Source organism: Streptomyces scabichelini (assembly GCF_011045015.1).
In the GTDB taxonomy this organism is placed as follows: Bacteria; Actinomycetota; Actinomycetes; order Streptomycetales; family Streptomycetaceae; genus Streptomyces; species Streptomyces scabichelini.
Genome location: NZ_JAAKZY010000020.1, coordinates 1 through 21679, shown reverse-complemented (window position 1 = coordinate 21679; position 21679 = coordinate 1). Strand labels below are relative to the sequence as shown.

Here is a 21679-nt window from a genome sequence, read left to right as displayed (position 1 = left end):
TGCTTAGTAGCCGAAGTCAGGGGTCAAGGTGTCCATCGGGTTCTCGATCGACGAGAGGGTCGCCGACATCGCACGGCGCACCACCGAATTCGTACGGGAGGTCGTGCTGCCCGAGGAGCAGGCGTGCGACGGGAACGTCCATGACGGACCGGAGCCGCTGCGGCGCAGGCTGCAGGAGGCGGCCAGGGCGGCGGAGGTGTTCGCTCCGCACGTGGGCGCGGAGTGGGGCGGGCTCGGCCTTGATCTCTGCGGGCAGGCCGTGGTGTTCGAGGCGGCCGGGTACTCGCTGCTTGGCCCGCTCGCGCTCAACTGCGCGGCGCCCGACGAGGGCAATATGCACCTGCTCGAAGTGGTCGCCACCGAGGGGCAGAAGGAGCGGTACCTGCGCCCGCTGGCGGCCGGTGAGGCGCGTTCCTGCTTCGCGATGACCGAGCCGGCGCCGGGCGCCGGATCCGATCCCCGTGCGCTGGCCACCACCGCGACGAGGACCGGGGGCGGCTGGCGGATCGACGGCCGCAAGTGGTTCATCAGCGGCGCCGACGGGGCCGCCTTCGCCATCTGCATGGCCCGCACCAGCGGCGTCCCCGGGGACGCGGGCGGCGCGACGATGTTCCTCGTCGACGCCGACAACCCCGGCATGAAGATCGTCCGGAACATCGACACCCTGGACCAGGGCCTGTTCGGCGGGCACAGCGAGGTCGTCCTCGACGGCTGCGAGGTCGGCGACGACGCCGTGCTGGGCCGGGTGGACCAGGGCTTCACGCAGGCGCAGGTGCGTCTCGGCCCCGCCCGTATGACGCACTGCATGCGCTGGCTGGGGGTGGCGCGCCGGGCACAGGACATCGCCCTGGAGCGCGCGGCGGACCGCTCGGCCTTCGGCCGCCCGCTCGCCGAACTGGGCATGGTGCAGCAGCTGCTGGCCGACTCCGAGATCGACATCGAGACCAGCCGAGCGGTGCTGTGGCGGGCCTGCTGGGAACTGGACCAGGGCCGCTCGGCCGCCCAGCACACCTCGATCGCCAAGACGTACGTCTCCGAGGCGGTGAACCGGGTCGTCGACCGGGCCGTGCAGGTGTGCGGCGCGCTCGGCATCTCGGGGGACGCGCCGCTGTCGCGGCTGTACCGCGAGGTGCGCCCGTTCCGTATCTACGACGGCCCGTCCGAGACCCACCGCTGGGCCATCGCCAAGCGCGCGGTGCGGGCGGCGCGCGAGCGGAGGGCCGGACGATGACCGCACCCGAGACAGCGACAACCGCCCCCGACATGACTGTCATCGGCATCGACGGTCCTGGCCTGCAGCGCTACTTCGAGCGCCACGTACCGGAGTGCGCGGGCCCGTTGAGGGTGAAGCCGCTGCACGGCGGGCGCTCCAATCTCACCTACGACGTGACCGACGGGACGCACCGGTGGGTGCTGCGCCGACCACCGCTGGGCGTACTCACGCCGACCGCACACGACATGGACCGCGAGTACCGCGTCGTCGCGGCGCTCGACGGCACCGGGGTGCCCGTGGCGCGGGCCGTGCTGTCGTGCACCGACCCGGCGGTGATCGGGGCGCCGTTCTGCGTCGTCGACTTCGTCGAGGGCGCCGTGCTGCGCGACGGCGACGAGGCCGCCGAGCTGCCGCCGGCCAACGCACGACACAGCGCCGAGGCACTCGTGGACGCCCTGGTGGCACTGCACTCCGTCGACCCGGCCGATGTCGGACTCGGCGGCTTCGGCCGTCCCGACGGCTATCTCGAGCGCCAGGTGCGGCGGTGGCGCAGCCAGTGGGACAAGGTCGCCACCCGTACGCTGCCCGACCTCGACGCGCTGCACCGCCGGCTCGCCCGCGCCCTGCCCGTCAGCGGTACTCCGGCGATCGTGCACGGCGACTACCGCCTGGACAACACCATCCTGGCGCCCGGCGACTTCGGGCGGATCGCGGCGATCGTCGACTGGGAGATGGCCACGCTCGGCGATCCTCTCGCCGACCTCGGGATGCTGCTCATGTACTGGGACCCGACCTGTGAGCCGGTGCTCGGGGCGCGCCATGTCCCGACGGCCAACCCTGGTTTCCCCTCGGGCCGGGAGCTGGCCGAGCGGTATGCCGCGCGATCCGGCCGGGACATCGCGGACCTGGCCTTCTACCAGGCCCTTGGCTGCTTCAAGCTCGCCGTCATCGCCGAGGGCATCCACGCCCGCTTCTCGGCGGGGCAGACCGTCGGCACCGGCTTCGACCGGGTCGGCTCCGCTGTACCTGCACTGCTGCGCTCGGGCCTTGAACTGCTGCCGTGACCACCGGCACGGACGCACTGAACGCACGTACGCACTGAACGAAGGAGGGCCCGTGCGAGACCGACTGTCCGGAATGATCGCCCTGGTCACCGGCGCGACCGGCGGCATAGGTGACGCCGTCGTGCGCCGGCTGGCCGACGAGGGTGCCGCGGTGGCGGTGACCGACGTGGACGCCGGCCGCTGCGAGGCGCTGGCGAAGGAGCTGACGGACGGCGGGGCGCGGGCGCTCGGCCTGGCGCTCGACGTCAGCGACGAGCAGGCGTGGCGCGCCGCGGTCGACCGTGTCGTCGCCGAGCTGGGCGGCCTGTCGGTGCTCGTCAACAACGCGGGCATCGCCGAGCTGCGGACCGTCGAGACGGAGACCCAGGAGTCCTGGGACAAGGTCATCGCGGTCACCCAGACCGGTGTCTGGCTGGGCATGAAGTACGCGGGGCCCGCGATCGAGCGCTCCGGCGGCGGTTCGATCGTCAACATCGCCTCGATCTTCGGTACGGTCGGCGGCTTCGGCAGTCAGTTCTCGTACCACGCGGCCAAGGGCGCGGTCCGGCTGATGACGAAGAACGCCGCACTGCACTGGGCCACGCGCGGCGTGCGCGTCAACTCCATCCACCCCGGCTTCATCGAGACACCCCGCTCCCGCGAACTGTGGCGGGGCACGCCCCGGCACGCCGCGATGCTGGAGGGCACCCCGATGGGACGCCTTGGCCGGCCCGACGAGGTCGCGGGGACGGTGGCGTTCCTCGCTTCGAGCGACGCGAGCTTCGTCACCGGCTCCGAGCTGTACGTGGACGGGGGCTGGACGGCGCGCTGACCGACAGACCGACAGCGGACGGGGCGGCGAGGCACCCGCCGTACCCCCTCCTCGGCCGCGCCCTCATTCGTGCGATGTCAGCGCACGCGCGTGTACTGGTTCACGCCGCCGACGAACGCCACCGTCGCCCGCCCGTGCAGTACGAGGACATCCAGGTGCGCCGCCGTCTCGTTGACCGCGAGCATCTGGTTGAAGGCGCTGAGGTCGCCGAACGGCACCTCCCTGCGCGTCCATGCAAGCTTGCGAGCCACCGCGTGGGCGTCGAGCGTGTCCTCACCCAGCGCCGCCAGGCTCTTGGCCAGCCGGTCGTCGTGGTGGGCGAGCAGTTCGGCGACCCGGGTGTGCGCGCTGTCGGCGACCGGCCCGTGCGCGGGCAGCAGGCGGGCGTCGGCGTACCGGCTCATCAGCCGCAGCGAGTCCAAGTAGTCGGCGAGCGGACGGCCGCCCGGCTCGGCCAGTTCGAAGCCGATGGACGGCGTGATGTGCGGCAGCACATGGTCCCCGGAGAACAGCAGCCCCCGCTGCTCGTCCAGGAAGACCACATGTCCCTTGGTGTGTCCGGGAGTCGGCACGACATGCAGTTCTCGGTCACCGAAGCGGAGCGTCTCCGCGGCGAGCCAGCGGTCGGGAGCCTCCCACACGCTCGGGTCGTAGCCGCCGTGGTCCATCGCCTGGATACGGTCGGCCAGTTCGCCCGCTCCGGCCCTGCGCAGGGTCTCCAGTGAGCCGGCGGGTTCATCGCTGCGCAGCCGGTCGAGCATCTCCAGGCCCGGGCGTTCCCCCGCGCCGAGATAGACGCGCGAGCCCAGCAGCCGGCGCAGTTCCACCGCATTCGTGTAGTGGTCGCGGTGGATGTGGGTGACCAGGATGTGGCTGATGTCGCCGAGGTCGCGGCCGATGGCTGCCATGGCCTCCTCGAGCGCCTTGCGCGCCTCGGGGATCGCCCAGCCGCCGTCGATCATGACGATGCCGTCGTCGTCGGCCAGGCCCTCCAGCAGGTAGACGTTGACGGCGTGAAGGCCGTCGTTGGGCAGTGGCAGGGGAACGCGGTGCACTCCGGGCTGTACGGTCTGGACTCCGGCGGCGGCCCACGGGCCCTGGTCGAACCGCGCTGTCATGACTCTCCTTGACTGATGCACCGCCGCGGATCATGCCGGAGGGCATGCGCGGCGGTGCGGTCCGTGAATGTGTGGCCTCGTCAGGCCTGGTCGACGGTACGGGTACGCAGTCGGACGGCCAGGTCCCGGGCCCCGCTCCGGTCGAGCTTGCCCACCTTGGTCTGGGGCAATTCCTCGATGCCGTACACGAATTCGGGCCACTTGGTCTTGGACAGACCGACACTCTCCAGGTGCCCGGTCACCTCGGCCAGTTCGATGCCGTCGCCGTCCTCGGTGACGACGAGCAGCGCCACGCGTTCGCCCAGCACGTCATCGGGAACCGCCGCGACACAGGCCCTGGCCACGCGCGGGTAGCTCGCCACCGCACGCTCGATCTCGGTGATGTCGATATTGCGGCCGCCACGGATGATGATGTCCTTCTCGCGGCCCATGATGCTGACGGAGCCGTCCTCGTGAGTCATCACCAGGTCGCCGGTGGGCAGATAGCCGTCCTCCGTCAGCGCCGCCGGCTCGACCCTGCCGTCGCGGGCGTAGCCGAGGAAGAGGGAGGGACCGCGCACCTGCGCGCGGCCGGTCACGCCGGGTCCGGCCACCTGCCCGTCGGGAGTGAGCGCGCGCACGTGCGTACCCGGGAAGGGGCGGCCGTCCCTGCCGAGCCGGATCTCCTCGGGGTCGTCGGGGCTCGGCGAGGTGTGGCCGAGGCACTCGGACATACCGAAGACGCGGAGGATCTTCGTGCCCAGGGACTGTTCGGCGCGGGCCAGGGCGCTGCGATCCATCGGCCCGCCGCCGACGGTGATCGACCGGACGCCGCCGAGGATGCCGGAGCCGGCCGCCTCGGTGCCCATCTGCAGCGCCATCGTCGGTACGCACATGGTCCAGCGGACGTCGGCGTCGGCCATCCGCCGCAGCACGACGGCCCTGTCCCACTTCCCCGTCATCACGAGCGGCCCGCCCAGCAGGAGGGAGAGGTAGACACCGAAGCAGTACGCCGCCGTCGACGACAGCGGCACGATCGCGGCGACGGCATCGCCGGGCGACAGGCCGTTGACGGCGATGGTGCTCTCGGCGGCATAGCGCAGGGCCGGCTCGGACTGTACGACGCCCTTGGGCCGTCCGGTCGACCCGGAGGTGAGGCCGATCAGGGCACCGCCCGACCAGCGCGACACCTCACGCCCGCCGGGTGCGGACAGGCACCTCCATCCGTCGAGCACGGTCTGCTCCGGGCCCGGCAGCCGTTCCGGCACCGCCCACTCGTCGATCGCCGAGGGCTCGGCGACGACGGCGTCCGGGCGGATGTCCTCCCAGGCCGCGGCGAACTCGGCCTGTGTGGTGTGCCGATTGACCACCGCGATCACCCCTCCGCTCATGCCCACGGCAAGAGTGGCGGCGACGGTACGCCATGAGTTGTCGGCCTGGACCAGGACGGTGCCGCCCGCTCCGCCGGCCGTGCCGATGGCCTGCGCTCCGGCCAGCCGCGTGGCCTCGCCGAGCAGCTCCCGTGCCGTATGGACGCCCGTGTCGTCGATGACCGCAACGAAGTCGGCCAGATCCGCCTTCTGTTGGAACTCCCGCACTACCTGTCGCATCTTGTCCCTCGCTGCGCTGTGCCGAACTCCGTCTACTGAACGCCGCCGAACATCTCCGCCTCGTGCCCCATCACCGCGATGCGGCGGCCCTTCATGTCGCCGACCTGTGCCACGGCATCGGCCCATTCGCGGCTCGCGAGGGCCTTCTTGACGTCTTCCGGGGAGTCGAAGCCGAGCACGGAGATTCCGTCCCAGCCTTCGGAGCGCGGCTCCAGGGCGGCGTCGATCTCGGTGTGCCGCCAGGAACGCAGTCCGGGCAGGCGGTAGGTCAGCTCCGCGTGGTCGCCGCGCCACCACTCGATGAACTGCTCGTGCGTCCATTCCGGAGGCCGGGCTGCCAGCAGGACGAGGTTGTACATGACGGTCCTCCGTACGCGATCGGGTCACAGTGTTCGAGTCACAGGGGTGGTCAGTCGAAGCGGATCTCGGACGAGCGGCCGATCAGCAGACGCTGCAGCCGGCCTTCGCCGTTCACCCGCCCCGCGGCGACGAAGCTCGCCTCGGGGACACCGGCACGTCGTACCTCTCCCAGGAACAGCTCGTCCTGGCCGAGCGTGGTCGCCGACAGCCGATGGTGGGTGCGGGTGCCCTTCTCGCGCTGTTCGAGGTAGCCGACGAGGGCCGCGCGGTCGCCGGCGAAGTCGGTGGCGTTGCCGTCACCGGTGGAGAACAGGATGGAGAGCGAGAAGTCGTCGCTGATCAGGTCGAGGATCTTGGACGGCTCGTCCCCGTCGAGGATCTCGAACCATGCGGTGAGGAAGGGGGCGGCGGTCGAGGTGTCCGTCATGTCCGGCTCCTGTCGTTCGTGGCCTGCCCGGACCAGTCGACGAGCTCGAAGGAAGTGGTGAAGAAGGACTGGTAGCGCGCCAGGAGTCCGCCGGGCGATACGACCGCTGCCGACAGGAAGGAACCGGTGTACCGCCCGCCCTCCGTCACCACTCCGTAGACGGTTTCGACGTCGCCGTCCCGGCTGTAGCGCAGGATCTCGTGCGCCCGGTCCACGGGATTGCGGCCGGCGATGTATGCGGCGAAGTCCTCCTTCGACTTGCCGATGACCTCCTTGCCCGGCAGGGCGATCAGGAAGCGGAAGTCGGGTTCGAGCAGGTCCAGTGTCCGCTCGGGACGCCCGCTGTCCATGCTGGCCATGTACGCACGCAACGCCATAGGAGCCCCTTCAGATCAACCTGAGTCAAATTCAATTCAGTTTGGATGGTAATCCCGTGGAAACAGACCTGGCAATAGTGCGTCACGAAGCTTCCGCGGCGGTAGCGCGGCGCCGGAAGCGGGAACGACGAAGCCCCCTGACGGATGTCCGGCAGGGGGCAAGGAGGAGAGCGGGGCGGGCCGCTCAGGACGTCACGTGGCGACCATCCGTACGCAGGCACCCTCGATCAGTTCGCTGACCTCCGACAGCGGTGTCGGCCCCGACGGCCGGTACCACCGCCAGACGCTGACGATCAGACCGAGCACGCTCGAGCCCAGCAGTTGCGCGTCCCGCAGCGGGAACGCGCCCTGTGACATGCCCCGTACGAGAAGGTTCGTCCAGTCCCGTTCGACGAGTTGGACCAGCTGACGGGCCGCGACGCGCTCGGCCTCCTCACGCTTGGACTTCCGGGCGCCGGAGAGCAGGTCCATGTGGTTCTGCAGGATGCGCATCTGCAGGACCTCCTGGTCGGAGACGTCGTACGCCGCGCGTACGGCCGCCCGCAGCGCCTCGACCGGGTCGGCGACGTCCGCGGTCGCCTCCGTGAACTTGTCGTGGGAGCGCTGAAGCTCCAGCCGCATGATGGTGAGCAGGCAGTGGGTCTTCGACTCGAAGTAGTGGTACAGCGCCGTCTGCCCGATGCCGACCCGCTCCGCCACCGTGGACCACTTGGTGGCCTCGAACCCTGTCTCGCCGAAACAGTCGACGGCAGCCGCCAGAATGGCGGCACGCTTGGACCTCGGTCCCGCTTCCGGTTCAACGATCCTTGTCGCCATGACCTACCTGTCTCCTGGCTGCCGCCCACCTCGTAGGTACCCGAGAGTAGCCCCAAGCTGAACTCAGTTGCCAATCGACTTCAGGTCAAAGGCGCTCGAGCACAGTCGCATTGGCCATGCCACCGCCCTCGCACATCGTCTGCAGCCCATAGCGTGAGCCGGTCCTGCGCAGCTGGTGGACGAGCGTGGTCATCAGCCGGGCGCCGGTGGCGCCGAGCGGATGCCCGAGCGCGATGGCACCGCCGAAGGCGTTGACCCGTTCCTCGGCGGCGCCGATCTCCTTCTGCCAGGCCAGCACCACGGAGGCGAAGGCCTCGTTGATCTCGACCAGGTCGATCTCATCGATCGACAGTCCGGCCCTGTCCAGGACCTTCTCGGTGGCCGGGATCGGGCCGGTCAGCATGTGGATCGGGTCGGAGCCGACCACGGCCATGGTGTGCACGCGTGCGAGCGGGGTCAGACCGTGGCGGCGTACCGCCTCCCCGGAGGCGATCAGCAGGGCGGCGGCACCGTCGGAGATCTGGCTGGCGACGGCGGCGGTCAGCCGGCCGTCCTCGGTGAGGGTCTTCAGTCCCGCCATCTTCTCGAGCGTGGTGTCGGCGCGCGGGCCCTCGTCGGCGGCGAGCCCGAACGCCGGGGTGATCTCGTCGTCGAAGACGCCGTCGGCCTGGGCGGCGAGGGCCCGCTGGTGGCTGGTGAGCGCGAACCGCTCCATGTCCGTACGGGAGATGCCCCACTTCTCGCCGATCAGCTCGGCCCCGCGGAACTGCGAGACCTCCTGGTCCCCGAAGTGCTCACGCCAGCCGTCCCCCGCGAACGGGCTGCCCATGCCGGCCTGCTCGCCGACGAACATCGGGCTGGCGATGGGCACCAGGCTCATCACCTCCACCCCACCGGCGACCACCAGATCGGCGGCGCCGGAGCCGACCGCCTGGGCGGCGAAGTGCACGGCCTGCTGGGAGGAGCCGCACTGGCGGTCGATGGTGGTGCCGGGGACATGCTGCGGCAGTCCCGCCGACAGCCAGGCGGTGCGTGCGATGTTCCCGGTCTGTGCGCCGATCTGGCTGACACACCCGAAGTACACGTCGTCGACCGCGCCCGGGTCGGCGCCGGTGCGCTCCAGCAGGGCGCGCAGCACATGGGCTCCGAGGTCGGCGGGGTGCACGCCGCTGAGTGCCCCCTTGCGGCGGCCGACGGGGGTGCGGACGGCTCCGACGATGAATGCTTCCGACACGGTGGGCAGGCTGGGCACGGTGGGCTCCAAGGGTTTCGGGGACGGGATCAGGTTCCGGAGATCCTGGGAGGGACGCGCGTGAAGTCCGGCGTCCGCTTGTCGAGGAAGGCGGCGACGCCCTCGCGGCCCGCGTCGGAGGCGGCCGCGGCGGCGAGCGCACGTGCCTCGCGGTCCAGGTGCGGGCCCAGGTCCTCGGTCAGCCCGGCGGCGACGAGTCGGCGGGTGGTGCCGAGGGCGGCGGTGGGTCCGCGGCGCAGGGCCTCGGCCGTGCGCGCGGCCTCGGCGGCCAACTCGTCGGTGGCGACGACCCGGCTCACCAGTCCGATCTCCGCGGCTTCCGCCGCCGGTATACGGCGGTTGGTCAGCAGCAGGTCCAGGGCCCTCTTGGGTCCGACGAGACGGGGCAGGAACCAGCTGACTCCGGCGTCCGGTGAGTAGCCGATGCCGGTGTACGCGGCGGTGAACGAGGCGTTGTCGGCGGCGAGGGTGATGTCGGCGGCCGCGGCCAGGCCGATGCCCGCGCCGGCGACCGCGCCCCGCACGGCGGCCACCATCGGCGCGTCGATCGCGGCGAACGTACGCAGAGCCTCGTGCAGCGCGTCGGTCACCGCGATGAGGTGCTTCTCCAGTGCCTCGCCGGAAAGCCGGGAGAACTCCCTGAGATCGCCGCCGACACAGAAGGACTTCCCCTCGCCGGTGAGCAGCACGGCCCGTACGGTCCCGCGCTCGCAGGCTCGTGCCGCGTCGAGGAGTCCGCGCGCCATGTCGAGGCCGATGGCGTTCCCCGCCTCGCCCCGGCGCAGGGTGACGTGGGCCAGACCGTCGCCGCGGATGTCGATGCCGACGCTCATCGCGCCGTCCAGCCGCCGTCGACGGTCAGGACCTGCCCGGTGCAGTACGAGGAGGCGTCCGAGGCGAGATACAGCAGCGCGCCGTCGAGTTCATGACCGTCGCCGCCGCGCCGCAGCAGGGTGTTGCGCTCGACCCAGCGGCTGGAGCGCTCGTCGCTGAACAGGTCCGCGGTCATCTCGGTGCGGAACCAGCCCGGGGCGAGGGCGTTGACGCGGATGCCGCTTCCGCCCCACTGTCCGGCCAGTTCCCGGGTCAGCCCGATCAGTCCCGCCTTGGACGCCGAGTAGCTCGCGCCGCCGAGGGGGGCGGCGGTCACCAGGCCGAGGATGGAGGAGACGTTGATGATGCTCCTGCCGCCCGCTTGACCGGGCCCTTCGGCGATGAGCCGGGCGAGGTGAAAGGGAGCGGTGAGGTTGACGCCCAGGACGTCGGCGAAGGCGTCCGGGGACTCGTCCTCGGCGCGCGTCTCGCCGGACGTCGCCGCGTTGTTGACCAGGACGTCGATGCGGCCGGTGGCGGCCACTGCCGCCTCCGTCAGCCGCGTACGGTCGGCTTCGAGGGACACGTCGCAGGCGACGGGGTGGATGCGCGCGTCGGAGTCGGCGAGTTCCTTCAGCCGGTCGATGCGGCGGGCGGCGGCGAACACGGTGGCGCCGGCCTGCGCGAGGACGGCGGCGAAGCGTGCGCCGAGCCCGGCGGAGGCGCCGGTGACGATCGCTGTCCTCCCCTCCAGTGAGAAGAGTTCGGCGGCGGATCGCGGCGCGCTCACTCGTCCACCCCGATCGGCAGGGCGGTCGCGCCGCCGTCGAGCACCAGGGTCTGGCCGGTCATCCATGAGGAGGCGTCGGAGGCCAGGAACAACGCCGCGTTCGCCACGTCCTCCACCGTGCCGAGGCGCCGCAGCGGCAGCTTGGCGGTGAGGATGGGCTCGCGGACCTCCCACACCGCCCGCGCCAGCTCCGTCTTGATCAGCCCGGGGGCGATGGCGTTCACCCGTGCCCGCGGCCCGAGTTCATAGGCGAGCTGCCGGGTCATGTGCAGCATGGCGGCCTTGGTGGCGTTGTAGTAGCCGATGTGCGGGTCGACGATCAGCCCGCCGACGGAGGCGATGTTGACCACCGCTCCCCCGTGCTCGGCCATCCAGGCCCGCCAGGCGTACCGGGTCCAGGCGATCATGCCGTACTGGTTGACGCGTACGGTCTTCTCGGCGCGCGACAGGTCCAGGTCGAGCAGATCGCCGTGGTACGGGTTGGTCGCCGCGTTGTTGACGAGGATGTCGACCCTGCCGAAGCGGATCATGGTCTCGTCGACGCAGGCCTCGGCCTGGTCGGGCTCACCGGCGTTGGCCACCACCGTGTGGACGTCGCCGTCGCCCTTCACGCGCAGCAACTCCTCGCGCGCCTCGGCGAGTCCGGCCGCCTTGCGTGCCGCGATCACCACGTGCGCTCCGGCTGCCCGGTAGGCGCTGGCGATGCCCAGGCCGATGCCGCGGGATCCGCCGGTGATGACGGCGACCTTGCCCTCCAGGGTGTCGGTGCTCACGCTGCCCCTGCCTTCGTGTCGGTCTTGTGCTGCTCGGGCTTGCGGTGCTCGGGTTTGTCGTGCTCGGGCTGCTTGTACTTGGCGAGTTCCTGACGGGCCACCGTCCGCAGATGCACCTCGTCGGGGCCGTCGGCGATGCGCAGTGCCCGCGTGATGGCGTACAGCCGGGCCAGTACGGTGTCGTCGCTGACCCCCGCCGCGCCGTGCGCCTGCACCGCGCGGTCGACCACCTTGTGGGCGACCTCCAGCGCCGCGACTTTGATCGCGGCGACCTCCATGCGGGCGGCGGCGTTGCCGACGGTGTCCATCAACCAGGCGGACTTGAGGACGAGGAGGCGCAGTTGCTCGATCTCGATGCGGCTGCGGGCGATCCACTCGCGCACCACGCCCTGGTCGGCGAGCGGCCCGCCGAAGGCGATGCGTGCGGTGACGCGTTCGCACATCAGCTGCAGGGCGCGTTCGGCGAAGCCGACGGCGCGCATCGCGTAGTGCATGCGCCCCGGACCGAGCCGCCCCTGGGCGAGCGCAAAGCCCTCCCCCTCGCCCCTGAGGATGTTCTCCACCGGCACGCGGACGTCCTCGAAGAGCACGTCACCGTGTCCGAGCCGGTCGGTGTAACCGAACATCGGCAGGTCGCGCAGGACCGTGACGCCCGGTGTGTCCCTGGGGATGAGCAGCATGCTCTGCTGCCGGTAGGTGGGCGCGTCCGGATCGGTCTTGCCCATCAGGATGATCAGCTTGCAGTCGGGGTCGAGGATCCCGGACGTGTACCACTTGCGGCCGTTGACGACGTAGCTGTCTCCGTCGCGGGTGATGCGCGTACGGATGTTGCGGGCGTCGGAGCTGGCGACCTCCGGCTCGGTCATGGCGAAGCAGGAGCGGATCTCCGCGTCCAGCAGGGGCTTGAGCCAGCGTTCCTGCTGCTCGGGTGTGCCGTACAGCGCGAGCAGTTCCATGTTGCCGGTGTCGGGCGCCGAGCAGTTGAACACCTCGGGGCCGATGACGGAGCGGCCGGCCACCTCCATGAGCGGCGCGTACTCGAGGTTGGTGAGTCCCGCGCCCCAGTCGCCGTGCGCCATGAAGAGGTTCCACAGGCCCTCGGCGCGCGCCTTCTCCTTCAGCTCGGTCATCACCGGCGGCAGCGCGTGCGGGTCGTCCGCCTCGGCGAGCTGCCGGTCGTAGACCGCTTCCGCGGGGAAGACGTGCTGGTCCATGAACGACCGCATGCGGTCCTGGAGTTCACTCGCCCGTGGCGAGAATCCGAAATCCACGATTGCTCCTGTCCGGGATTCGTGTGGTCGGGACGTCGCGGGGCGCTCCGGGTCAGCCGAGGATGTCGCGTGCCGTGCGGATCATCGCGGCGATGGTGGGCGGCAGTCGCTCCTGGTCCGGGTCGTGGTGCTTGCCCTCGCGGTGCCGGCGCAGGTTGTGGCCCATGATCGCGGCCATCTTCAGGCGGCCGAGGGCCCGGAACCAGTCCATCGCGGGCAGTGCGGGCCGGCCGTCGAGGTAGGCGTCCAGCAGTTCGGCCTCGGTGGGGAGGCCGGGTACGGCGTGTCCCAGCTGGGGGAAGTTGCGGTGGTCGGTGAAGAGCAGGAACCAGCCGAGGTCGATGCGCGGGTCGCCGACGCTCCAGATCTCCCAGTCGACGACGGCAGTCGCGCGCTCGCCGACGCACAGCACGTTGCCGAGCCGGAAGTCGCCGTGCAGCAGTACCGGTGGCAGGCCCCCGGGCACGTCGGCGGCGAGACGAGCCAGCAACTCCTCTCCGCCCGGGCGGAGTTCTGCCGGTACGGCGTGCAGGGTGCGGGTCCACCGCTCCAACTCCCCGGCCGCATCGAGCGGTTCGGGCGCGTCAAGGCCGGGCGTATGAGTGTCGGTGTCATGCAGCCGCCGCAGTACGGAGGCGATCTCCAGCATCCGGGCGCGGGCCGTGGCGGCGGGCACCTCGGGCTCGTCGAGTACGGGCTCGACGGCCTCCCCGGCCGCGAAGTCCATGGCGAACCAGGCTGGTTGTGTCTCGTCGACGGCGGCGATGCCCGGCACGGGCACCGCGGATCCGGCCAGCGCGCCCAGTACCCGCGCCTGACGCAGCACGTCGTTGCGTCCGACGGGCCGCTGCCCCGGAGGCACCGCCTTGATGACGTACCTGGCCTCCCCCGCGGTGACCGAGTACGTCAGCCCCGAATGGCCACCGGGCAGCACCCTCAACTCGCCGATCGGGGCGCCCGGATGGCGGCGGGCGAGCCGGTCGCGGACCCGGACGGCCAGCTCCGACGTTTGCGTGGCCGTGCTCATCGGACGGGCTCCTTGGGCAGGCGGTCTTTGGGCGGGCCCTCTTTGGGCAGGCCGAGCACGCGTTCGGCGAGGATGTTGTGCTGGATCTCGTCGGTGCCGCCCGCGATGCTGTAGCCGGGCGCGCCGAGCAGGTGCTCCGTCCAGGCGTACGTGCCCCATGCCCCCGTGTCCGCGACGAGGCTCGGCCCCAGCAGCTCGGACACCAGATCGCTGGTGCGCCGCATGGTCTCAGTGGCGTAGAGCTTGCCGACCGAGGCTTCCGCACCGGGCTCGCGTCCGGCCACGAGGGCGGCGGTCACGCGCAGTCCGATGAGCCGCTGGACGAGGGTGCGGATGTGCAGATCGGCGGCCCGCTGCTGTTCGCTGCCGGTGAGCGGGCGGGGCAGGTTGCCGGCCAGTTCCAGCGCCCGGTCGGCGTTGTCCAGGCCGAGGTTGCCGGAGTCGAGCCGCTCGGCGGCCAGCACGCTGAGCGTGACCCGCCAGCCTTCGCCGACCGGTCCGAGCCGGTCGGTGTCGGGCACCACCACGCCGTCGAGGTAGACCTCGTTGAAGCTGGTGCCGCCGGTCATCTGCTGGATGGGCCGTACGGTCACGCCGGGCGCGTCCATGCGCACCAGGAAGACGGTGATACCGGCGTGCTTGCGTACGTCCGGATCGGTACGGCACACGGCGACGCCCCAGGTCGCGACACGGGCCCCGGAGGTCCACACCTTGTGCCCGTTCAGCACCCAGTGGTCGCCGTCCCGCACCGCCTTCGTCCGCACCGCGGCGAGGTCGGATCCGGCCTCGGTCTCCGAGAACAGCTGGCAGGCCAGCTCGTCGGTGCGCAGCATGGGCCGCAGCCAGCGCTGCTTCTGCTCCTCGGTGCCCCAGATGCCGATCGCGGGGGCGACGAGCTGCTGCGTCACCGGGAAGACCTCGGTGCGGTGCGGTACGTCGAAGGCCGCCTCTTCGGTGCGGTAGAGCTGCTCGTAGTACGCGGGCAGGCCCCGGCCTCCGTACGCCTGCTGCCAGTTGAGCGCGCCCCAGCCGTGGTCGTAGCGGGTGCGTTCCCATTCCTGGATGCGGGCGGTGTGCTCGTGTTCCTGTTCCTCGGTCCAGTTCTCGAAGACGGCGACGGAGTCGGAGCCGCTGCCCCACTCTCCGTCGGCGGCGCGCGGCCGGGCGACCGTGGCGAGCCACTGCCTGGCCTGGGCACGGAACTCCTCGGGTTCCGGGATGGCGCTCATCTCGTCCTCCACCTCCATTCAGCGGGACAGCACCGTGCAGGCGCTCACGCCGGGCGCGCCGTACACATGGGTGAAGCCGACCCTGGGTTCACCGGGGACCTGGCGTTCACCGGCCCGTCCGCGCAACTGCTGGACGACCTCGTAGACCTGGCGCAGCCCCGAGGCGCCGATGGGTTCGCCGTTGGCGATGCAGCCGCCGTCGGTGTTGACCGGCAGCGCACCGCCGATCTCCGTGGCGCCGGAGGCGACCAGCCGCTCCTGCTCGCCGTCCTCGCAGAACCCGCACTCGGCCATGTGCATGACCTCGGCGCCGCTCTCGGTGTCCTGCAGCTGGCAGACGTCGATCTCGCCGGGCCCGATCCCCGCCTCCTCGAAGGCGGCAGCCGAGGCATCACGGCTGACGCTGGTCAGCTCGCCCCCGGGAATCCAGGGGCTGAACACCTCGAACGAGCCGAACCGCCGGGTGCGTACGGCCGCCGAGCGCAGGGTGACCGCCGGGCCGTCCAGGGCGCGGGCGGCCTCGGGCGAACAGAGCACCAGTGCGGCCGCGCCCGCGCCCGGGGAGCAGAACATGTAGCGGGTCAGCGGATCGCTCACCATGCCGGAGTCGAGGATCTCCTCGGCGGACAGCGGTTTGCGGCGCCATGCCTCGGGGGTCAGGCCGCCGTTGCGGTATGCCTTCTCGGCCACCAGGGCGAGGGTCCGCGGCGTGATGCCGTGGTCGTGCATATAGCGCTGGATCTTCATGCCGAAGAACTGGGTGGTCACCATCAGCCCGTCGCTGCCGTACTCCGCTCCCAGCCCCCAGTCCTCGGGCCGCGGGTCGAAGGCGCCGCGCGGGTGCTTGTCGAAGCCGACGGCGAGGACGACGTCCGCCATGCCGGAGCGGATCGCGTTCACCGCGGAGACCAGCGCGCTGCCGCCGGTGGCGCAGCCGTTCTTGACGTTGACGAACGGCAGCCCGGTCAGGCCGAGTTGGGCCACCAGAGTGTCGGCGAGGCCCGCGCTGTCGCTGCCGCCGAACGCGGCCCGTACCCGCGACCACTCGATCCCGGCGTCCGCCAGCGCGGCGTTCACCGCGCCGACAGCCAGCTGCCGGCCGCTCGCCTCCGACCGGCCGAACGGGGTGCGTCCGGCGCCGCAGATCAGTACGTCGGTACTCATGAGCCCTCCTCGCCGGGGGTCGTGGGCGTGGCCCGCGGGACGCCAGGGCCGGCGGTCACGGTGAGGGGCATGCCGATGCGGACGTCGTCGAAGTCGTCGACCTCCAGCACGGCGGCCACCCGCACCCCTTCCGCCAGCTCGACGTAGCCGAGCGCGAACGGCTCGAAGCCGCCAGGCGGGGCCTGATAGGGCGGGGACTTGGGGGCGTACCGCTGCACCGTCCAGGTCCACAGCGTGCCGGTGCCGTGGAGGACGACCGGATCGGCCGGTCCCCCGCAGCGCGGGCACGCGTCGTCCGCGGGGTAGACCGTCACCGCGCAGCCGTCGCCGGAGCAGCGTGAGCCCTGGAGCCCGACGGCGGTGGCGGTCGGACTCCGCGGATCCGTGGCCATCCGGATCAGCGCCCCGTCCACTTGGGTTCGCGCTTCTCCAGGAACGCCGACACGCCTTCGTTCGCGTCCTCGGAGTTGAGCGCCACGCCCACGGCGAGGTGCTCCATCACCATCAGCGACTGGGTGTCGGCGTCCAGGCTGCGGTCGATCGTCATCTTCGTGAGCCACATGGTGAAGGGGCTCTTGTCGACGAGGTCGCCGATGAAGTCCTCGACCGTCGCGTCCAGCTTGTCGGCCGGGGCGGACTTGTTGATCAGCCCGAACTCCGCGGCCTCGACGCCGGAGAGCAGCTTGCCGGTGAGCATCAGCTCCTTGGTCTTGCGGATGCCGATCATGCGCGGCACCCGGTAGATCGGGCCGGCTCCGCCGAACAGCGCACGGCGGATGTGGAAGTCGCCGATCTTGGCGTCGTCCGCGGAGATGGCGAAGTCGCAGGAGATCATGATCTCGAAGCCGCCGGCGGTGACGTGGCCCTCCAGGACGGCGACCGAGGGGGTCTTCATCGAGTAGAGGCGGTCGCAGACCTTCGCGGACTTCACCGCGACGTCGATCGCGTTCGACTTGCCGACGTACTCCGCCTTCAGGCTGTCGAGGTCGAAGCCCGAGCAGAAGGTGCCGCCGCGGCCGCGGACCACCAGAACGCGCAGCTCGGGGTCCTCGTCGACCTCGGTGATGATCTCGTCGAGCCGGTTCAGGATCGGCACGGTGACGCAGTTCTTCTTCCACGGGCGGTTGAGCCAGACACGGGCGACGTGGCCGTCACGCTCGAACTGGATCTCGTCTTCCACTGCCATCTCTCGCCTCCAGATTGAACTGAATTCACTACGAGTCTGGGAGGCGGAAGATGTCCTGTCAACCCTTTGATCGAGACGGATTCATCAGGTGAAGGCATCCTGCAATCCAAGCAAGAGAGATCCCGCCAGTGATCGAACCGAATCTGATTCAAACTCGCCCTTGAGGAGCATACCTACTTCGGTTCAATATGACTGAGGGGTGCGTACGGTCTCCCGTCCCACACCCGCTCCCCCGTCCTCCCAACGACCGCACTCCGGAAGGACCTTCATGTCCGGCATCTCCCGTCTCGGCGTCGTCGGCTGCGGCCTCATGGGCTCCGGCATCGCCGAGGTCGCCGCACTGCGCGGTCTCGATGTGACCGTCGCCGAATCGAGCCCCGAACTGGCCGCCGCCGGCCGCGACCGCGTCACCGCCTCGCTCGATCGCGGGCTGCGGCACGGGAAGCTCGCCGAGGCCGATCGCGACCAGGCCCTGGCCCGGCTCTCCTTCACCCACGACCTGGGCGACCTTGCCGACCGGCAGTTCGTCGTCGAGGCCGTCGCCGAGAACCGGGAGGTGAAGCTGGACGTCTTCCGTCAGCTGGACAAGGCGGTCACCGACCCTGAGGCCGTCCTCGCCACCAACACGTCCTCGATCCCCGTCGTCGATCTCGCCGTGGCCACCGGCCGGGCCTCCCATGTCGTGGGGCTGCACTTCTTCAATCCGGTACCGGTGCAGAAGCTGGTCGAGGTGATCCCCGCCCTCACCACCGGTGCCGACACCCTGGCCCGCGCCCGCGGCTTCGCCGCCGAGCAGCTGGGCAGGACGGTCGTCCAGGCGCCGGACCGCTCGGGCTTCGTGGTCAACGCGCTGCTGGTGCCGTACCTGCTCTCCGCGATCCGCATGGTCGAGTCCGGAATGGCGCGCGTGGAGGACATCGACAGCGGCATGGAGCTCGGCTGCGCCCACCCGATGGGTCCGCTGCGGCTGCTCGACCTGATCGGCCTGGACACGGCGCAGGCCGTCGCCGAGTCGATGTACGAGGAGTACAAGGAACCGCTGTACGCCGCTCCCCCGCTCCTGCGCCGCATGGTCGCCGCGGGCCACCTGGGCCGTAAGAGCGGCCGGGGCTTCTACGTGTATGACGCGTAAACCCTCCGCACCCCGGTGAGGGCCGGGGACCGGCGTGCGTCGAAGTCGTCGTGACGGTCAGGCGCCCGCCGTCCCCCTTGCCCGCAGCCGCGCGCTCTGGTTCTGGAAGACCGGCAGGCACCTGTGCCGCGGTCGGTCAGGGGTTCCGGCGCAGTTCGTCCGCGCAGCGCTCGGCCATCATCATCACGGTGGTGTTGGTCGGCGTGGCCGGGATGTCCGGCATGATCGAGGCGTCGACGACGTACAGCCCGTCGAGGCCGTGCACCTTGCCGCTCTGGTCGACCACGGCGTTCGGGGTGCCCTCGCCGCCCATCGCGCAGGTGCCCACGGCGTGGCAGTAGGTGTTCTTGCCTTGCAGGACGGCGCGGGTCAGGTCGGCGTCCGTGGTCGCCTCGGGTCCGGGCCACTGCTCCGCGCGTACGTACTTCTCCAGTGGGCCGGAGCCCATGATCTCCCGGACCTGGCGGATGCCGGCCACCATGCGCCGCAGGTCGTCGGGGTGGTCCAGCAGGCCGAGCCGGATCGACGGGTCGGCATCAGGGTCGCGTGAGGTGATCTCCACCCTGCCCAACGAATACGGGCGGACCACAGCGAGGGGCACCAGCATCACCCCTGGCTCCATGGTGAACGGCAGTGCGTGCAGGTCGACTTCGCCCTGGTTGCCTGCCCCTGCCGAGGAGAACGCCAGGGCGGTCTGCAAGGGCGGCATGAGTTCGCCGACCGTCGCCTCGTCCACGGCGTAGGTGAGGTACACCATGGGGTGGTCGCGGAGGTTCCTGCCGACGCCTTCGAGGCCCTGGGTCGTGGGGATGGACAGCCTGTCGAGAATCCGCCGCGGGCCGATGCCCGAGCGCATCAGGATCGCCGGGCTGCCGATGGCTCCGGCCGACAGGACGACCAGGTCGGCTTCGAGGGCGGTGCCGTCGGCGAGGATCACGGCGCGGGCCGTCCCGTCCTCGGTGAACTCCACGCGGTCGACGGTCTGTCCGCCGAGTACGGTCAGGTTGTCGCGTTCGCGGGCCGGGCCGAGGTAGGCGATGGCCGAGCTCTGGCGGATGCCGTCCTTGCGGTTGAAGGGGACCGGGCCCGCGCCGCGTCGGCCGGCGCCGTTCATGTCCTGCCGAACGGTGTGGCCCGCCTGGGCGCAGGCCTCCAGGAACGCGGACATGACCGGGCGCAGCCCGTTGCCCTCGGTGAAGCGCTCGATGTGTACGGGGCCTTCGGTGCCGTGCAGTTCCCCGCCGACCGGGTCGTCCTCCAGCTTCTTCAGATACGGAAGGACCTCGTCCCACGACCAGCGGTCGTTGCCGAGTCCGGTCCAGCGGGCGAAGTCCTCGGGTGTGGGCCGCAGGGCGTTGGCGCCGTTGACGGACGAGGAGCCGCCGATGACCTTGCCGCGCAGGACGGGCACGACGCCCTGCTGGACGATCCCGAACATCGGGATGCTGTCGCCCTCGACGACGTGATCGGCCGACTCGTAGCCCCAGTCATGGGTGGTGAACCCGAACTGGTCGGCGTCGAGCACCTCGGGTGCGGTCTCCTGCGCGGTGCGGTAGTCGGGCCCCGCCTCGACCAGCGTGACGGTGTTCGCGGGATCTTCGCTCAGCCGGGCGGCCAGGACTCCACCGGCGGAACCTCCGCCACACACCACTATGCGACGCGCCATGGTTGCCTCTCTTCTCTTCTTTGAGACGAAGGGTTCGGAAGGAACGGGTTCGTGCACGAACGGGTTCGTGAAGGAGCGGGCGGTGTTCAGCCGTTCAGGGGCGCGCCCGACAGAGCGATCGACTTGGGTTCGAGGTAGTCGTCGAGGCCTTCGGGGCCGTTCTCGCGGCCGATGCCCGACTTCTTGCTGCCGCCGAAGGGGGCGTTGATGTCCAGGGTGTAGCTGTTGATGCTGAACGTTCCGGTGCGCACGCGGCGGGCGATCCGGAGGGCGGCGTCCTCGTCCTGGGTCCAGACGGTTCCGGAGAGCCCGTACGGGGAGTCGTTGGCCAGCTCGACGGCATGGTCGGGGCCGTCGTGCGGGATGGCGACGACGACCGGGCCGAAGATCTCTTCCTGTGCGATCCGCATGTCGTTGGTGACGTCGGTGAAGAGGGTGGGCTCGAGGTACCAGCCGGTGGTCAGGCCCTTGGGCCGGCCGCCGCCGCAGGCGACGGTGGCGCCTTCCTTCCTGCCGAGGGCGATGTACTCCTCGACGCGCGCCCGGTGTGCCTCGCTGATCAGCGGTCCGATCACGGTCGCGGGGTCGGCCGGGTCGCCGATGGGCAGGGTGCTCATGTGGCGGGCCAGGGCCTCGGTGAACTCCTCGTAGCGGGCGCGCGGCAGCAGGATGCGGGTCTGTGCGGTGCAGATCTCGCCCTGCATGAAGGCGGCGCCGCAGCCGACGAGAGCCGGGACGGCGGTGTCGATATCGGCGTCGTCCAGCACGATCGCCGCCGACTTGCCGCCGAGCTCCAGCGTCGTACGGCGGATGTCGCGGCCGCATACTTCGGCGATGCGGGCACCGACCGCCGTACTGCCCGTGAAGCTGACCTTGTCCACACCGGGGTGGGCGACCAGGTACTCGCTCTCCGCGACATCGGCGGCGAACACGCTGATGACGCCCTCGGGCACCTGCGATTCGGCCACGACCTCGGCGAACACATGGCAGGCGAGCGGGTCCTGCACGGGCGCCTTGACGACGACCGTGCAGCCGGCCATGAGGGCGGCGGCGATCTTCTGGGCGGTCAGCGTGAGTGGGCCGTTCCAGGCGGGGATGGCCACGACGACGCCGACGGGCTCGCGCACGATCAGGGTGCGGGTCGGCCCGTTGACCCGCTCCTCCTCGAAGACGAACTCCTCGGCCAACGAGGCGTAGAAACGAAGGTAGTGGGAGGGAGCGACGGCGAAGTAGCCCTCGGCGAAGCCGCGCGGGCTGCCGGTCTCGGCCATGGCCAGCTCGGCCAGTTCCGCCGCCCGCGTGTCCAGGCGGTCGGCGAGGTCGCGCAGGGCCGCGGCACGCCGGCTCACGGTCCAGCTCGGCCAGGGGCCGGCGTCGAAGGCCTGCCGGGCCGAGCCGACTGCGGCGTCGATGTCCTCCGTGGAGGCCAGCGGGACGTGGCCTATGACCTCCTCGGTGCTGGGTGAGACGACCTGCGCGACGCGGTCGGTGGAGGGGGCGGTGAGCCGTCCTCCGATGAGGATGCGGTCGTAGTGGTGTGCCATGGGGTGACTGCCTCTCTGCGGAACACTGCGCGGATGGTGTGGGGCGGAGGGGTACGG

At 70.8% G+C, this 21679-nt stretch carries 22 protein-coding genes; 4 read left to right on the top strand and 18 right to left on the bottom strand.

Translation table 11 applies throughout. From position 1 onward, the window contains the following. Nucleotides 1-28 precede the first annotated feature (28 nt). Genes G5C60_RS08975 through G5C60_RS08965 form a run of 3 tightly spaced genes read left to right on the top strand, consistent with a single transcriptional unit; the run spans nucleotide 29 to nucleotide 3088 of the window. Nucleotides 29-1231, top strand: a complete 1203-nt coding sequence (locus G5C60_RS08975) for an acyl-CoA dehydrogenase family protein (protein ID WP_165256557.1) — start codon at nucleotides 29-31, stop codon at nucleotides 1229-1231. Next, a complete protein-coding gene (locus tag G5C60_RS08970; protein WP_241266614.1) occupies nucleotides 1228-2277 on the top strand; it encodes a phosphotransferase family protein in 1050 nt (349 codons plus the stop codon). Before G5C60_RS08975 ends, G5C60_RS08970 begins: the two co-directional genes overlap by 4 nt. 52 nt (nucleotides 2278-2329) lie before the next feature. Continuing rightward, a complete protein-coding gene (locus G5C60_RS08965) occupies nucleotides 2330-3088 on the top strand; it encodes a glucose 1-dehydrogenase (protein ID WP_165256555.1) in 759 nt (252 codons plus the stop codon). Nucleotides 3089-3165: 77 nt separating this feature from the next. Here G5C60_RS08965 and G5C60_RS08960 read toward each other — a convergent pair whose 3' ends face one another. From G5C60_RS08960 to G5C60_RS08885, 16 genes are all read right to left on the bottom strand, one after another. Further along, on the bottom strand, nucleotides 3166-4206 hold the full coding sequence (locus G5C60_RS08960) for an MBL fold metallo-hydrolase (protein WP_165256553.1): 1041 nt from the start codon (nucleotides 4204-4206) through the stop codon (nucleotides 3166-3168). 80 nt (nucleotides 4207-4286) lie between these two features. Next, nucleotides 4287-5795 (bottom strand): class I adenylate-forming enzyme family protein, encoded by a 1509-nt coding sequence (locus G5C60_RS08955; RefSeq protein ID WP_165256551.1) that lies wholly within the window; start codon nucleotides 5793-5795, stop codon nucleotides 4287-4289. A 32-nt stretch (nucleotides 5796-5827) separates the two neighbouring features. Beyond that, complete coding sequence (locus G5C60_RS08950; RefSeq protein WP_165256549.1) at nucleotides 5828-6154, bottom strand: EthD family reductase; 327 nt, start codon at nucleotides 6152-6154, stop codon at nucleotides 5828-5830. A 50-nt stretch (nucleotides 6155-6204) separates the two neighbouring features. Further along, nucleotides 6205-6582 carry a hypothetical protein gene (locus G5C60_RS08945; RefSeq protein WP_165256547.1) on the bottom strand — a complete coding sequence of 126 codons (378 nt, stop codon included), beginning with the start codon at nucleotides 6580-6582 and terminating at the stop codon, nucleotides 6205-6207. Then, nucleotides 6579-6959, bottom strand: coding sequence for a nuclear transport factor 2 family protein (locus G5C60_RS08940; RefSeq protein ID WP_165256545.1), 381 nt, complete (start codon nucleotides 6957-6959; stop codon nucleotides 6579-6581). The genes G5C60_RS08945 and G5C60_RS08940 overlap by 4 nt, the downstream gene beginning before the upstream one ends. A 192-nt stretch (nucleotides 6960-7151) precedes the next feature. Next, nucleotides 7152-7775: a TetR/AcrR family transcriptional regulator gene (locus G5C60_RS08935; RefSeq protein ID WP_165256543.1), complete on the bottom strand. Its 624-nt coding sequence runs from the start codon at nucleotides 7773-7775 to the stop codon at nucleotides 7152-7154. An 85-nt stretch (nucleotides 7776-7860) separates the two neighbouring features. After that, a complete protein-coding gene (locus G5C60_RS08930) occupies nucleotides 7861-9009 on the bottom strand; it encodes an acetyl-CoA C-acetyltransferase (protein ID WP_165256541.1) in 1149 nt (382 codons plus the stop codon). A gap of 47 nt (nucleotides 9010-9056) precedes the next feature. Then, nucleotides 9057-9860 (bottom strand): enoyl-CoA hydratase/isomerase family protein, encoded by an 804-nt coding sequence (locus G5C60_RS08925; RefSeq protein WP_165256539.1) that lies wholly within the window; start codon nucleotides 9858-9860, stop codon nucleotides 9057-9059. Next, entirely contained in the window at nucleotides 9857-10630 is a 774-nt protein-coding gene (locus G5C60_RS08920) for an SDR family oxidoreductase (RefSeq protein ID WP_165256537.1), read from the bottom strand. Before G5C60_RS08920 ends, G5C60_RS08925 begins: the two co-directional genes overlap by 4 nt. Beyond that, a complete protein-coding gene (locus G5C60_RS08915; protein ID WP_165256535.1) occupies nucleotides 10627-11403 on the bottom strand; it encodes a glucose 1-dehydrogenase in 777 nt (258 codons plus the stop codon). The genes G5C60_RS08920 and G5C60_RS08915 overlap by 4 nt, the downstream gene beginning before the upstream one ends. Next, nucleotides 11400-12674 (bottom strand): acyl-CoA dehydrogenase family protein, encoded by a 1275-nt coding sequence (locus G5C60_RS08910; protein ID WP_338145747.1) that lies wholly within the window; start codon nucleotides 12672-12674, stop codon nucleotides 11400-11402. The genes G5C60_RS08915 and G5C60_RS08910 overlap by 4 nt, the downstream gene beginning before the upstream one ends. A gap of 52 nt (nucleotides 12675-12726) precedes the next feature. Then, nucleotides 12727-13701: a phosphotransferase family protein gene (locus G5C60_RS08905; RefSeq protein ID WP_165256534.1), complete on the bottom strand. Its 975-nt coding sequence runs from the start codon at nucleotides 13699-13701 to the stop codon at nucleotides 12727-12729. Further along, nucleotides 13698-14930, bottom strand: coding sequence for an acyl-CoA dehydrogenase family protein (locus tag G5C60_RS08900; protein ID WP_165256533.1), 1233 nt, complete (start codon nucleotides 14928-14930; stop codon nucleotides 13698-13700). Before G5C60_RS08900 ends, G5C60_RS08905 begins: the two co-directional genes overlap by 4 nt. A gap of 18 nt (nucleotides 14931-14948) precedes the next feature. Continuing rightward, nucleotides 14949-16094, bottom strand: a complete 1146-nt coding sequence (locus tag G5C60_RS08895) for a thiolase family protein (protein WP_165256531.1) — start codon at nucleotides 16092-16094, stop codon at nucleotides 14949-14951. Further along, a complete protein-coding gene (locus G5C60_RS08890; RefSeq protein WP_165256639.1) occupies nucleotides 16091-16486 on the bottom strand; it encodes a Zn-ribbon domain-containing OB-fold protein in 396 nt (131 codons plus the stop codon). The genes G5C60_RS08895 and G5C60_RS08890 overlap by 4 nt, the downstream gene beginning before the upstream one ends. Nucleotides 16487-16491: 5 nt before the next feature. After that, nucleotides 16492-17280, bottom strand: a complete 789-nt coding sequence (locus G5C60_RS08885; protein WP_165256529.1) for an enoyl-CoA hydratase/isomerase family protein — start codon at nucleotides 17278-17280, stop codon at nucleotides 16492-16494. A gap of 268 nt (nucleotides 17281-17548) precedes the next feature. Between G5C60_RS08885 and G5C60_RS08880 the strand changes: the two genes are divergently transcribed. Beyond that, a complete protein-coding gene (locus G5C60_RS08880) occupies nucleotides 17549-18412 on the top strand; it encodes a 3-hydroxybutyryl-CoA dehydrogenase (protein WP_165256527.1) in 864 nt (287 codons plus the stop codon). A 136-nt stretch (nucleotides 18413-18548) separates the two neighbouring features. Here G5C60_RS08880 and G5C60_RS08875 read toward each other — a convergent pair whose 3' ends face one another. Further along, nucleotides 18549-20078, bottom strand: a complete 1530-nt coding sequence (locus G5C60_RS08875; RefSeq protein WP_165256525.1) for a GMC family oxidoreductase — start codon at nucleotides 20076-20078, stop codon at nucleotides 18549-18551. A gap of 86 nt (nucleotides 20079-20164) precedes the next feature. Further along, complete coding sequence (locus tag G5C60_RS08870) at nucleotides 20165-21622, bottom strand: aldehyde dehydrogenase (protein WP_165256523.1); 1458 nt, start codon at nucleotides 21620-21622, stop codon at nucleotides 20165-20167. Nucleotides 21623-21679 lie beyond the last annotated feature (57 nt).